This is a genomic window from Haliscomenobacter sp. (genome assembly GCF_041740695.1).
In the GTDB taxonomy this organism is placed as follows: domain Bacteria; phylum Bacteroidota; class Bacteroidia; order Chitinophagales; family Saprospiraceae; genus Haliscomenobacter.
In genome coordinates this window covers 93,407-107,609 of the sequence record NZ_JBGSLK010000139.1, presented here as the reverse complement: position 1 = coordinate 107,609, position 14,203 = coordinate 93,407, and the positions used below count along the sequence as shown (strand labels likewise).

Below are 14,203 nucleotides of genomic sequence, written 5' to 3'. Positions count from 1 at the left end.
ACTCTGGAAGATTTTTTACAACCCCGGCATCCACTCCTCCTTCAATTCATTCCGCAACTTGCTCAGCGCCCGACTAATCAGTCGTTCCACGGCACTGACCGTGATGTTCAGCTCTTCCGCTACCTGAGCATATTTTTTTCCCTCCAGTCGATTGAGTTGGAAAGCCCTCCGGCATTGTGGGGGGAGTTCCTGGATGACCCGGTCGAGTTTTTGGCACAATTCAGTGTAGTGCAGAATATCGTCAGCTTGTAGCACGGGAGTAGTCGTGTAATCGGGCTCGAAGGACTCGGTTTGATTCAACTCATACTTGATGTAATTGTAGCTGCGGTAACGTACGGCCTGGTACAGGTAAGCGCGGTAGGAGTTGTTGATTTTTTCAAAAACCTGCTGTTGCCAAAAGTTGGCAAACACTTCATTCACGATGTCTTCAGCGGCTTCTTTGGAGTACACAAAGCGCATGGCGTGGTTACAAAGGTTGTTGTAATAGCGCTTGAACAAAAGTTCACAGCCTTTGCGGGCATCCTGGGCAAAAATTCTTTGCAGGAAAACCTCATCACTAATCAGTTTGGGCTCAGCAAACAATTCTGAATCTGCCCTTAATGCAGACAATCGGCTCTCCTTGTCTTTGACCTCTAATTTTGATAGCTTCTCCATGCTGTGAGTGTATTGACCCCCTCGTTCAATAGTAGACATAATTTTGGGCTTTTACCCTACATCGTGCACTAATGTTTTTTTACTTAGGGTCAATAAAAAATAATATTCTGAAAAAAATCACCTCATTTGATTTTTTTTCTTTTCCAGTGTGGGGTAAAGCCCCTCGCTTTTGTCTGATTACAGTGATGCGGCGATGAGCACTTGAACTAGCCTCAAGCTGATTGTTACCCTTTTCTCCGAAGACTTATGAAAGAAATGATGATTCAAAAAATACTGTTCGATTGTTTCGATGGAAGAGCAACTTCTTTGGAGCGGAAGCTGATTGAGGATTGGTTGAAGGAAGATGTTGAAAATGAAACTTTGTATTACCAGTACCTCGATGAATGGGAAAGCCAAAACCCACAATACCTTTCCGACGATCAGGAAGCCTGGCAAAAATTCCAAACCGTACTCAATACTCCACTAAACCCAAGTCAAGAACCAGCGACGACTAAAAACAATGCCGCAAAACATGCCACGGTGCGCAGTCTACGCAAATTTTGGTACGTGGCTGCTTCCCTGGCGATACTGATGACGACGAGTATGTTTTTTCTGCAAAAAACCATCTTGTACAGTACCTACAAAACGCCCTACGCCCAAACTCAACAATTGACCCTATCGGATGGCACCGAAGTAGTACTCAATGCCAATTCAACCCTGTACGTACCCAGATGGGGTCAATTTGTACAAAACCGCAAGGTTCTGCTGGACGGAGAAGCCGAATTCCATGTCACCCACACCATCGACAACCAGCGCTTTGTCGTCAAAACCAGCAGCGATTTTGAAGTGGAGGTTTTTGGGACAAAATTTGTGCTGTACGCCCGCGAGCAGGCCAAAAAAGTGGTCTTGAATGAAGGTAAAGTGCAGATCAACTATCAAGGTGGAAAAAAACAACTGATGAAGCCCGGCGATGTGGTGACGCTAACCACCGGAGCCCCAAGCCTAGACCTCAGCAATACAGACGACACCAAAAAATACAGCGCATGGAAGGACCACCAATTTTACTTCGATGATACCCCACTTGCCCAAGCTTCCATCACCATCAAAGAGCATTTTGGCCTACAATTGGCTTTTGAAACCCCAGCATTGGCTGAACGCTGCTTGTCCGGGTATTTCAAGGCTGAAGAATCAACTGAATTTTTTCAAGCACTATCAGTCCTGCTGAACGTAGATGTACGGCAGCAAGGAGATACCATATACCTTTCAACCAAACACTAAAATCAGATCGTATGAAACAATATTTTACCAAACGCACGCCATTAAGCATACTCTTGCTATTGCTTTTGGCTTGCCATCCATTCTTGATGGCGCAAAGTTTGGCTTATGTGCAGCAAAATAAGCCAGACTTAGAAGCAAAACCCAGCACGCCTTCCAACCTCATTCGGTTGAAAGATGCCCTGAATGAACTGAGTCAGGAATACCAGGTGAGTATTTTATTTGAAGATGTAACCGTAAAAGGTTTGCAAACTACCGTAGATAAAATCAAAGGGGGTAAACTCGAAAGTAAACTCGAAAAACTGCTCAAACCCCACCGCCTGACTTTTCAAAAAGTCAATAAAAATGCCTACGTCGTGGTGGCACCTGTGCAAAAAAATGAAAAACCGAGCAGCAAAGAACTGCGAAAAACCGAAGACGGCAGCGTACCGACCCTGCTAAAAACCACGCCGGAAAGAAACAGCTTGTTGAGTGTAGTCAGCCCACTACAATCAGCACCCATGTCCGTGATCATCCCCGATAAGACCATCACGGGCAAAGTGATCGATGACACTGGCGAGGCACTTCCAGGTACCAACGTCTTGGTCAAGGGCACTACCATTGGTGACATTACCGACGTCAATGGCGAATTCCGCGTGGATGTACCCGATGAGAACAGCATTTTGGTGTTCAGTTTTACCGGTTTTCTTACGCAGGAAATTGCGGTGGGCAACCAAACGACCATCAATGTGACCCTCAAACAAGATGACCTGTTGCTCAACGAGGTAGTGGTAGTGGGGTATGGCGAAATCAAAAAATCAGATTTGACGGGGGCCGTGGCGTCCGTACAAACCAAAGATATTGTGCGGGGCAACCCCATCATTGCCGCAAAAGCCATTCAAGGGCAAGTGGCTGGTGCAACGGTAACCAAGCTGAACAACAAACCCGGTACCGGCTACAGCATCACCATCCGGGGCGAAAACACCATCAATAACTCTACCGAACCGCTCGTGGTCATCGATGGGCTGATGGGTGGCAACATCAACAACCTCAACCCCAACGACATCCAGTCGATGGACATCCTCAAAGACGCTTCTTCTACGGCCATTTATGGTTCACGGGGAGCCAACGGGGTCATTATCATTACCACCAAAAAAGGCGTTTCTGGCAAACCTAGAATCAGCTACGACAGCTACATCGGCGTGAAAAATCCGGCTCACTTGCCTGAGTTGATGAACACCGCGCAGTTTTACAAATCCATTTATACCGACCGGATTTTAGAAGGCGCCACCGGGGCAAGCTTTACCGCTGCAGAAAGAGCGAACATCGATGCGAATCAAACCACCGATTGGGTAGACCTCATCACTGGGCCTGGCATGCAGATGAGCCAAAACCTGAGCGTCTCGGGTGGTACCGAAAAAACGACCTATCGTTTTTCAGGTGGTTTTTTGAATGAAGATGGCAACGTATTGTACACCGGATTCAAACGATACAACCTCAACGCGGGGCTGGACAGCAAAATTGGCAAATATTTCAAACTTGGATTCACTTCCTATGTGAGTTACGGCGACATCAACGTGGGTTCCGGCGAATCCCTGCGCAATGCCTATCGGGCTCGCCCCACTGGAACGGTGTACTACGACGACCTGGCCAACCCTTCCGAAAACTCCGACATCAATGTCAACGGCTACGCCTTTTGGATGGGCATCAACGACAAACAAGTGGGGAACCCTTTATTGGACATTGATCCCACGGTTTCAAAATTGCAAACCACCAATACCTCCATCATCAGCAATGCCTACGTTGAAGTTACACCACTCAAAGGTTTGAGCATCCGCTCCTCCATTTCCGCTTCTTATACTTCCGAAAGAGCGGGTGATTTTAGAGGTCGCTGGTCCAAATCACAAATTGGAAACAAGCCAAGGGCCCAATTCGACAACCGAACCTTGGCCAATTACACCCTGGACAACATCATCAACTACAGTGTAGACTTCGGTCGCCACAAAATCAACCTGACTGGTTTGCAGAGCGCGTTCTACCAAAGAAATGAAGCCTATTCTATTTTTGTACGCGATCTTCCTTACGACTCGGATTGGTATGCCTTGGGTACCGCAGCAACCATTGGCAGCATCGGTAGCTCATTGGTTGAGCGCTCAATCCTCTCGTACATGGGGCGGATAAACTACTCTTTCAACGACAAATATTTGTTGACCCTGACCGGCCGTTCCGATGGTGCTTCCCAACTTTCCGAAGGCAACAAGTGGGCCTTTTTCCCTTCAGTAGCAGTGGCTTGGCGTTTGGGCGATGAGCCTTTTATCAACAACCTCAATGTCTTTTCTAACCTCAAAGTGCGCCTAAGTTATGGCGAAGTAGGCAATGCTACCGTGAACCCTTACAGCACCCAAGCCGGGTTGTTGAACACGGGTTACGATTTTGATGGCACCGCCGCTTTTGGTTTTGCACCAGCGAATTTGGGCAACAAAGATTTGCGTTGGGAACGCAGCAATGAACTGAACCTGGGCATCGATTTTGGCTTCTTCAAAAACCGCATCTCCGCATCCCTTGAATTGTACAACCGGAAAACGGTGGATTTGATTTTGAATCAAAAAATACCTACCGTTACCGGGTTCTCTCAGGTGATCGCCAACGTGGGTCAGATTGAGAACAAGGGCGTTGAACTCACCCTCAGAACGACCAATGTGGTGACCAAAAGCTTCAATTGGAATACCACCTTTGCCTTTACCAAAAACAACAACAAACTACTGCAATTGTACGGGGATGGCCAAAAGGTGGACAAAGGCAACCGCCTATTCGTGGGCTATCCCATCCGCGCCAATTTTGACTACGAATTTGACGGCATCTGGCAAACCGTAGACAAAGACCAAGCCGCAAAATACAAACAAGTGCCTGGCTCAGTAAGGGTGGTTGACCAAAACAACGATGGCGTTATCTCGTCTACCGATGCCATCGACGACCGGGTTGTACTGGGTTCTGAATTACCCAATTGGATTCTGGGAGTTACGAACCGGCTTAACTTTAAGCAATTTGACTTTTCTTTCTTTGTTTATTACCGCAATGGTACCCAATACCGCAACAACACCTTAGCCGGAACATTTGGCGAAGTAACCGGTACCCGTTACAATCGCCTGGCCTCGCTTGATTATTGGAGAAGTGACAATCCTTCCAATACTTATTTTGGAGTTGTTGCTGCCAATCCATACCGAAATGCAATCAACTATCAGGATGCCAGCTTTTTGCGCATTTCCGACATTACCCTGGGCTATACCTTGCCACAAGCCGTAATGGACAAGTTGAAAATGTCCAGTGCCCGTTTTTATGGCCAGGTGATCAACCCTTATGTGAATTCCAAATTTACGGGCTTTGATCCAGAATTCAACTCAGCCATTTTCCAGGACGATGTTCCGTCGATGACTCTACTTTTTGGCGTAAACATCAGTTTCTAATCGTTTAACTCAGTACACAATGAAATCAACAATAATAACTCGTTTCACTTTTTTGGCAATCGCTGCACTTTGCTTGGTTGCTACCGGCTGTGATGAAGATTTTTTGGTTGAAAAACCAGTTACGACCCTCACCACGGACGTGTATTACAAGACCGAGGCAGGTTTTGAAGACCTGGTGCGCTCTTGCTACTCCTTGCTGCGTAACATTCACCAGAACCGGACCCTCATGTTGAACGGTACTGACATTTTTACCACAGGGGGATATGGTGACCCTAAATTTGCTACACCCACTGTAAACACCGGGCCGATTGAGCAATACGATGTGCGCTTCAATGCCTCTTTGGGTGAATTACAAAGTCTTTGGACCTTGTTGTACACCGAAATTGGCCGCACCAATACCGCCATCACCCGCGCCGACGACATTACTACGATGGCTGCTGCGCTGAAAGATGCGCGGGTTTCGGAAGCCAAGTTTTTGAGAGCGCTTTGTTACTTTTATCTCGTTCAGCATTGGGGCGATGTCCCCATGCCTTTGACCGAAATAGTGAGCCCAACCAAGGAGGCCAACCGGGTAGCTTCAGCGGACATCTACAAACAAATCATCACAGACTTGCTTGATGCCGAAGCTAAACTTCCGGTTACCGCCACCAACTACGGTCGGATTACCAAAGGCGCTGCCCAATTTTTGTTGGCTCGGGTTTACCTGACCCGGGGCTGGAATTTCAAAAATTCACTGGGTGGCTCTCCTGCTGATTTTGATCTGGCCCTGCAATACGCCGACAAAGTCATCGACGTTTATCCCTTGGCGGCCAATTACAATCAACTGTTTCCGACCCGCTCGGAGAATCCATTGAAACAGTACACCGGTGCTCAAAATGACAAAAACGCTGAGATCATTTTTGCGGTACAGTACAACGCGGATGTTTTGACGAACAAAACCGATCCAGCATTTACGGTTGACGCAGCGGGAGGCAACAACTTGCACTCCGTGTTCAATGGCAGCGGCGAAGGATTTCCAGGCTCCAAAGGCAGAACGAGTGATTACAATCGCTCACTGGGATTTCACAACACAACGCCAGCCATGTACCGCCTGTATGATCCCGAGAACGATTCGCGCTATGACCACAATTTTCTGGAGGTGGGTTATGCCATGCAAGCCGTGGCTGGTTTCCGGCCCCTGCCAACGGTGAATCCCAACCTTAGAATTGACATCAAGGCGGGTGATACCGTGGTGTACTATCGTCCCTGGAACAAACCTGCAACTACGCTGGAAGAAAGAGGAGTTGATTTGGGCGGCAAAAAGAAATATTCGGTGGTAAACCCCGAAGAATGGGGCGGTGGATACGGATTCATCAATGGCAGTACCGTAAACGTGAGTGGATTTCCAGCGGGAGAGCCGCACATGTGGAAGTTCTGGCAGCCAGGGATCGCCTATGGTGATGCATTTGGCACCTTCAACGAAGCCGTGTTCCGTTCAGCAGAGGCTTACCTGATTGCCGCCGAGGCGATTGTTAAAGGAGCAAAAGGAGGGAAACTGGGACCTGCTGAAGTTTATTACAACCGGGTACTCGACCGCGCTCTGGGAACTAAAAAAGGCAATGATCCTAAATGTGCACTGATTCCGGAAAATGTTAAATCACTGGAAGCGATATCCTATCGGGCTACTTCCGCCAATATCACGATCGACCTGATCCTGGACGAACGCGCCCGTGAACTCATGGGTGAATATTCACGCTGGTTTGACTTGAAAAGAACGGGGAAATTGGTAGAACGAGTAAAAAAATACAATCCCTGGGCTGCCAAAAGTGGTGCCATCAATGACGTCCACTATTTGCGCCCCATTCCACAGGCAGAGATCGACTTGTCTTTCCCGGCCATGACTCAGAATGCGGGGTATTGATTGTTGAAAAACCATAAAAGCATGAGTCATTCCGAATTTTCAAAATAGGATCAAAATGAAAATTTAGGATGACTCATGCACTTGCTCCCAACCAAGCCAAAATCCAATGAAATCAACGCTTACCTTTTTACTTTTTTCACTACTTTCCATCTCTACTTTTTCCCAACCCCAATGGAAATCCCTCTTCAACGGAACGGACTTAAAAGGTTGGGTCAAACGCAATGGCACCGCTGAATATAAAATCATCGACAAAGCCATCGTGGGGGTTTCCCAACTCAACACCCCTAATACCTTTTTGTGTACCGAAGCAAGCTACGGCGACTTCGTTTTGGAACTGGAAGTCAAAGTAGAAGTTGGCCTCAATTCGGGTATCCAAATCCGCAGCCTCAGCGATCCCGCCATCATGAACGGCCGCGTCCACGGCTACCAGGTGGAAATCGACCCCGCCGAACGCGCCTGGAGTGGCGGACTCTACGACGAAGCCCGCAATGGCTGGTTGTATCCTTTGTCCATCAATCCTCGGGGACAAAAAGCCTTTAAAAATGGCCAATGGAATAAATACCACATCGAAGCCATCGGCCCTTCTCTCAAAACCTGGATCAACGGCATTCCCTGCGCCAATGTGCTGGATAATCAGACGGCTCGGGGTTTCATCGCCCTGCAAGTCCACGCCATCAAACGGGAAGATCAAAATGGCCTGACTGTACAATGGCGCGACATCCGCATTGCCACCGAAAACCTGGCCGCCTACACCTGGAAAGGAGGCGAAGAAGCCCCCGAAGTCAACTACCTCCCCAATCAATTGTCCGAATCCGAAAAACGGACGGGCTGGCGTTTGCTTTGGGATGGCAAAACCACGGCGGGCTGGCGCAAGTTCAACACGGATGCCTTCCCTCAGCAAGGTTGGGCCGTAGAGGACGGGGTACTCAAAGTACTCAGCTCGCACCAGGACAGCACCAGCAAAGGTGGCGACTTGATCAGCAATGAAAGTTTTTCAAATTTTGAACTGGAGCTAGACTTCAAAATCACCAAAGGAGCCAACAGCGGCGTGAAATATTTCGTACAAGAAGATCGCAAAAGTAAGGCTACCGCAGGCCTAGGCCCAGAGTTCCAAGTCCTCGATGATCAAAATCACTCCGATGCTAAGGCCGGAGTTGGAGGAAATCGTACTACCGGATCGCTTTACGACCTCATCGCCGCCGAAAACCTCTCCGAAGGCAGTACCGAAAAGCGCATGAACCCACCGGGCAAGTGGAACAAATTGCGCATTGTATCCAGAGATGGCCACGTTGAACATTGGTTGAATAACCTCAAAATGGTGGAATACGAGCGCCATTCCCAGGTTTTTCGCAACTTGATTGCTAAGAGTAAATACGCGCCGCATCCGAAGTTTGCACAAGCTCCGGCTGGTCATATTTTGTTGCAGGATCACCACGATGAGGTGCATTTCCGGAGCATTAAAATCCGGGAATTCTGATTTTTAGCTTTACAAACAAGCGTAGTGAGTGCTTAGGTGTTTCTTCAGTGTCTTAGGTTTCTTAGGTGGTGAAAAGAAAGAAAAGATAACTTCACCACCTAAGAAACCTAAGACACTAAAGAAACACTGAAGTAGATTGTGCTTAAATACTCATACCGCAACTATTACCAAAAATAAATGCCGTGAAAAGATTTTTTACCTTCAGTGTTTTTCTATTCATCTTGCTCTCTTCGGCTTTTACCCAAAATGCCCCCAAAGCCCCCGTCGACCTCGTTTACCCGCTCATCGACGCAGCCAACTCTCGTTGGTTCTTTTTTAACTCCGCCTGCCGTCCCTTCGGCATGGTCAACCTGAGCCCCGACAACGCCGTCAACGCCGACTGGGGAGCAGGCTACCGCTACAATCTGGACAGCATCAAATGTTTTAGCCACATCCACGGTTGGCAATTATCGGGCATTCCCGTGCTGCCTACCACTGGCACTTTCAAAGGCCATTTGGGTGCCAATCAATACGGCTCCAAATTTTCCCACGACAAAGAAACCATCAAAGTAGGCTACCACAAAGTAGTCCTGGATGCTTACAATATCACTGCTGAATTGAGCTCCACCACCCGGGTGGGATTTCACCAATACACCTTCCCTAAATCCGAGCAAAGCCATATCCTTTTTGACTTTTCGACCTTTTTAGGCCCATCCGATACCGAAAAAGGTTTTGTCAAAAAAGTCAGTAATCAGGAGATTGAGGGTTATGCCGTCATGGGCCCTACCGTTCGCCGCCCCAAAACTGTGACCGTCTTTTTTGTAGCCGTTTTTGACAAGCCCTTCGATACGTTCAAAGGCTGGCGCAACGGCAAATTGGAAGAAATTGGCGACCGCATCGAAGGTGCGCGCACCGGGGCATACCTCAGCTTTACCACCCAGGCTGGCGAAGTCCGCAAAATGAAAGTGGCCATTTCTTACGTCAGCGAGGAGCAGGCTCGCCTCAATCTCAATGCCGAATTGCCCCACTGGGACTTCAACAAAACCGTTCAAGACAGCCGCAGCGATTGGAACCAATGGTTGAGCCGCATTGAAATTGAAGGGGGTACCGAAAAAGAACGCAGCCGTTTTTACACCGACTTATGGCATGCCCTGCTGGGTCGCCGCATCATCAGCGACGTGAATGGGAAATACTGCGACATGACCGGCCCGCAGCCGCGCATTGGCCAAATCCCGCTCGACGCCCAAGGCAAACCCAAGTACAACCATCACAACTCCGACTCCTTCTGGGGCGGACAGTGGACGATCAACAGCCTCTGGCACCTGATGTACCCCGAAGTAACCGAGTCCTTCGTCAATTCCATGGTGATGATGTACCAGGATGGAGGCCTGATTCCTCGTGGCCCTGCCGGGGGCAACTATACCTACGTGATGACTGGGGCTGCGACCACCCCTTTCATCGTTAGCGCCTACCTGAAAGGCATTCGGGGTTTTGACATCGAAAAAGCTTACGAGGGTCTGCGCAAAAACCACTTTCCCGGTGGCATGATGAGCAAGGCGGGCTATGAGCACAATACCTTCAAAGGTGGAGGCATCGAATACTACATCGAACGTGGCTACGTGCCGCACCCTTTGAGCGAAACCCGCTACGGGTTCCACCAGGATGGTTCCACCCAGACCTTGGAGTACGCCTACCAGGATTTTGGCTTGGCACAAATGGCCAAAGCACTGGGCAAAATGGATGATTACAAGCTTTTTATGAAACGGGCGGAGAACTACAAAAATAGCTGGAACCCCGAAATTGGCTGGATGTGGAACCGCACCCTGGACGGCAAATGGGGCGAACCCGTCGACATCCTCACCTACGACCACGGCTGGGAGGAAGGTACCGCCGCCCAATACGTCTGGTTTGTGCCCCACGACGTGCAAGGACTGATCAAACTGATGGGCAGCCGCGAAACCTTTACCCAGCGATTGAACGAATCTTTTGAAAAAGCAGAAAAGCACGACTTCGTATCCGGCAAATCCCACGACAAAGAAACCCTGGATCAATTCCGCCGCGTGTACATCAACTACGGCAACCAACCCAGTATCCAAACCGCCTACTTGTTCAATTATTCTGGTGCTCCCTGGCTGACCCAATACTGGTCGCGGCAGGTGGTGGAAAAAGTGTACAGCGACCTGACACCCCAACTGGGCTACAGCGGCGACGAAGACCAGGGCCTCATGGGAAGCCTTGCGGTGCTGATGAAAACGGGCCTTTTTTCCGTCAACGGCGGTACCTCAGCGAAGCCTTTTTATGAAATCGGCAGCCCCATTTTCAACAAAATCACCTTGCACCTCAATTCCAAATATTACCCAGGTGGAAAATTTGTCATTGAAGCCAAAAACAACGCGCCTCAAAACTACTACATCCAGTCGGCAACCCTGAATGGGAAAGTGCTGAACCAATCCTGGTTGTTGCACGAAACCCTAGTCAAGGGTGGGAAAATGACCCTGCAACTTGGTCCCAAGCCCAATAAATCCTGGGCAAGTAAGCCAGAGCAGGCGCCACCTTCGATGACTGCGAAATAAACGCTAAGGTGCCCCTTTAGGGTCTTTGGTTTCTTAGGTGGTGAATATTACCCTGCTTCGCAGGTTTTTTCTTTTTCACCACCTAAGAAACCTAAGACACCTAAGAAATCACCTTTAGGGGTGATATGCTAGAACTGAGGAAAATACTTGCCATATGAAAAATAGCCTACTCATTTTATTGCTCTTTTTCAGCATCAGCCTTGAGGCCCAAATCAGGGTAGCTGCCCCAGTGCCGCAAGAAGTAATGGAAAAAATCTACCAGGAAATCCAAACCCCTTACAAGTACGGCATTGTATTTAAACACCGCGATTCCACAAAACTCATCGACAGCCCCACTATTTTTCGCAAAAACCAGCGCTGGTACATGACCTACATCGTCTTTGACGGCCAAGGTTACGAAACCTGGCTAGCTGAAAGTGAAGACTTACTCCATTGGCAGGAAAAAGGTCGCATTCTATCTTTCACGGAAAAAACCTGGGATGCCAATCAAAAAGCGGGCTACCTCGCCTTGGTCCACACCAAATGGGGCGGGGGTTATGGCGTAGAAAAATTTCGGGGCAAATATTGGATGTCCTACCTGGGGGGTAATTCCAAAGGTTACGAAGCAGGTGAATTGGGCGTGGGACTGGCGCATACTCAAAACTTGAATCTACCGAAAGAATGGACTCGCCTTCCCCAACCCGTACTTCAGTCCAAAGACGCCGACGCCCGCTGGTTTGAAAAAAAAGTCATTTACAAAAGCCTGATCATTCGGGATAAACAAAAACTGACTGGTCACCCATTTGTGATGTACTACAACGCCAAGGGCGACACTGCCAATTATGAAAGCATCGGCATGGCCGTGTCGGACGACCTGCTCAATTGGAAACGCCTGGGTGACAAACCCATCATTACCCGCTACAAAGGCATTTGTGGGGATGCTCAAATTGCCCGGATTGGGGATGTTTACGTCCTATTCTACTTCGGTGCCTTTTGGAAACCCGGCGCTTTTGAACGTTTCGCCTGCTCCTACGACCTGCTCAACTGGACGGACTGGAACGGCCCCGATTTGATTGCCCCCTCTGAACCCTACGACCAGCAATACGCCCACAAACCCTGGGTCATCAAGTGGAAAAATACCGTGTATCACTTTTACAATGCGGTGGGCAAACAAGGCCGGGTACTGGCCTTGGCCACCTCAAAGCCCCTAAAAGGCTAAAATTTCCAAAACATGAAACGAAGAACTTTTGTCCATATTGGAGCCACTACGCTGGGCGCTTTGCCCTTACAAGGCTTCTCAACGCTTGACTTTACTGCTCCGGCCAAACCTCAGTGGATCATCGACCTGATCAAACTGAATGATCGGGGTTTTGATAATTTGTTCGCAGCACAAATAGTGGATACCACCAAAAAGGCTTACGGTGCCATTAAAGACGGCGAAGAAATCCCCAACGTGCAGTCCAGCGGGCATTTTATCGCCAAAGCCGCCATCGCCCTGGCCAATCCCGAATCGCAATACTACCAATCGGCAGATTTGTTAAAAAAGGTCGGCTTGGCCGCTCAATACTTGCTCAAGGCACAACACGCGGACGGCACCATCGACCTGCTGAGCACCAATTTTCACTCGCCGCCCGATACCGCCTTTAGTGTGGAGAAACTAGCTCCGGCTTATGTCTTCCTCAAAACCTCCCAAACCAAAGGAGTTGAACCCGTTTTGACCGCCTTAAAAACATTTTTGCAGCGCGCCGGAGAATGCCTCATTGTTGGAGGCATCCATACGCCCAATCACCGCTGGGTGGTTTCGGCGGCCTTGGTCAAGTTGAACGAACTGTGGCCCGATCCTCGCTACATCAAACGAGTGGAGCAATGGCTCTTGGAGCACATCGACCTCGATCCCGATGGACAATACACCGAAAAAAGTACGGGTGGGTATACCCCCTTGGTCAACCGGGTGCTGATCACCATCGCCAAAGGTTTGAACAAACCCGAAATCTTCGATGCTGTGCGCAAAAACCTCAACATGACCATGTACTACGTACACCCCAACGGCGAGGTGGTCACCGAGGCATCGAATCGGCAGGATAAAGGCACGATTGGCACCTTGGAAAACTACTACTACTCATACCGCTACCTCGCGTTGCGGGATCAAAACGGGGAATACGCCGCGATGTGCCGTTTGATAGAAAAAACCTGTTTTCCCAAGATGGTCGGTTCCTTGGATGCCTACCTGGAAGACCCCAGTTTTTGGCGCGAACTACCTGGCAGCAAAGCACTACCCGACAGCTATGCCAAAGCCTTCCCCCATTCGGGTGTAGTGCGCATTCGGCGTGGCAATTGGGATGCCACCCTTTTGTCCAACAACGCTGGTTTTTTGACTTTTCACAAAGGCAACGCTGTATTGCAAGCTTTACGCATCGCCGCGTCTTTTTTTGGCAAAGGCCAATTCCAATCGGCGGAGATCAAACAGGAAGGAGATGCCTGGGTTTTGCGCAACAAACTGGAAGGCCCTTATTACCAGCCCTATCCAGTTGACCAAATTGACCCCACCGGAAACCTGGACAAAATGCCCCGCAGCAACCGCCAAAAAAGTGAAGTGCAATACCTGGACTATACGGTTAAAGTCACTGAAATCAAGGACGGAATCGCCGTCGATTTTGACCTGAGTGGAACGGATGGGGTGCCAGTGTCGCTGGAACTCATCTTCCGACCAGGTGGAGAGCTCGGCAGCGTAAAGGCCCATGCTTCCAAACCCAAAGCGTTTTTGCTCAGCGCACCCACTGGCAGCTATACTCAGGGTGGAGACAACATCCAATTTGGTTCTGGACTGGTCGAGCACCAGGCCGTGCAGTTGCGGGGAGCGCTACCAGCAATGGATGCCCCAACGGTGTACGTGACGGGTTTTACTCCTTTTAAACACCGCATTACGTTGACCTAATCGAAGAAA

The 14,203-nt window shown here is 49.2% G+C and carries 8 protein-coding genes; 7 read left to right on the top strand and 1 reads right to left on the bottom strand.

Annotation, left to right across the window (positions count from 1 at the left end):
* Positions 1-15 precede the first annotated feature (15 nt).
* A complete protein-coding gene (locus ACEW9O_RS28530) occupies positions 16-654 on the bottom strand; it encodes an RNA polymerase sigma-70 factor (RefSeq protein WP_373553645.1) in 639 nt (212 codons plus the stop codon).
* Between the two features lie 246 nt (positions 655-900).
* On the opposite strand from ACEW9O_RS28530, the gene ACEW9O_RS28525 reads away from it, so the two are divergent.
* The 7 genes from ACEW9O_RS28525 (at position 901) to ACEW9O_RS28495 (ending at position 14,194) form a co-directional block, all read left to right on the top strand.
* Entirely contained in the window at positions 901-1,911 is a 1,011-nt protein-coding gene (locus tag ACEW9O_RS28525; RefSeq protein ID WP_373553644.1) for a FecR family protein, read from the top strand.
* Between the two features lie 11 nt (positions 1,912-1,922).
* Positions 1,923-5,351, top strand: a complete 3,429-nt coding sequence (locus tag ACEW9O_RS28520) for a SusC/RagA family TonB-linked outer membrane protein (protein ID WP_373553643.1) — start codon at positions 1,923-1,925, stop codon at positions 5,349-5,351.
* 19 nt (positions 5,352-5,370) lie between these two features.
* Positions 5,371-7,251, top strand: a complete 1,881-nt coding sequence (locus ACEW9O_RS28515) for a RagB/SusD family nutrient uptake outer membrane protein (RefSeq protein WP_373553642.1) — start codon at positions 5,371-5,373, stop codon at positions 7,249-7,251.
* Between the two features lie 106 nt (positions 7,252-7,357).
* Positions 7,358-8,728 (top strand): DUF1080 domain-containing protein, encoded by a 1,371-nt coding sequence (locus ACEW9O_RS28510; protein ID WP_373553641.1) that lies wholly within the window; start codon positions 7,358-7,360, stop codon positions 8,726-8,728.
* 182 nt (positions 8,729-8,910) lie between these two features.
* The gene (locus ACEW9O_RS28505) at positions 8,911-11,280 is read left to right on the top strand and encodes a GH92 family glycosyl hydrolase (protein ID WP_373553640.1); all 2,370 of its coding nucleotides are present in this window, start codon (positions 8,911-8,913) and stop codon (positions 11,278-11,280) included.
* A 154-nt stretch (positions 11,281-11,434) separates the two neighbouring features.
* Positions 11,435-12,478 carry a glycosylase gene (locus ACEW9O_RS28500; protein ID WP_373553639.1) on the top strand — a complete coding sequence of 348 codons (1,044 nt, stop codon included), beginning with the start codon at positions 11,435-11,437 and terminating at the stop codon, positions 12,476-12,478.
* A gap of 12 nt (positions 12,479-12,490) precedes the next feature.
* The gene (locus ACEW9O_RS28495; protein ID WP_373553638.1) at positions 12,491-14,194 is read left to right on the top strand and encodes a hypothetical protein; all 1,704 of its coding nucleotides are present in this window, start codon (positions 12,491-12,493) and stop codon (positions 14,192-14,194) included.
* The last annotated feature ends 9 nt before the right edge of the window (positions 14,195-14,203 follow it).

Coding starts and splice junctions, on each gene's coding strand:
- ACEW9O_RS28530 (WP_373553645.1), bottom strand. CDS start 654: ATGGAGAAGCTATCAAAATTAGAGGTCAAAGACAAGGAGAGCCGATTG.
- ACEW9O_RS28525 (WP_373553644.1), top strand. CDS start 901: ATGAAAGAAATGATGATTCAAAAAATACTGTTCGATTGTTTCGATGGA.
- ACEW9O_RS28520 (WP_373553643.1), top strand. CDS start 1,923: ATGAAACAATATTTTACCAAACGCACGCCATTAAGCATACTCTTGCTA.
- ACEW9O_RS28515 (WP_373553642.1), top strand. CDS start 5,371: ATGAAATCAACAATAATAACTCGTTTCACTTTTTTGGCAATCGCTGCA.
- ACEW9O_RS28510 (WP_373553641.1), top strand. CDS start 7,358: ATGAAATCAACGCTTACCTTTTTACTTTTTTCACTACTTTCCATCTCT.
- ACEW9O_RS28500 (WP_373553639.1), top strand. CDS start 11,435: ATGAAAAATAGCCTACTCATTTTATTGCTCTTTTTCAGCATCAGCCTT.
- ACEW9O_RS28495 (WP_373553638.1), top strand. CDS start 12,491: ATGAAACGAAGAACTTTTGTCCATATTGGAGCCACTACGCTGGGCGCT.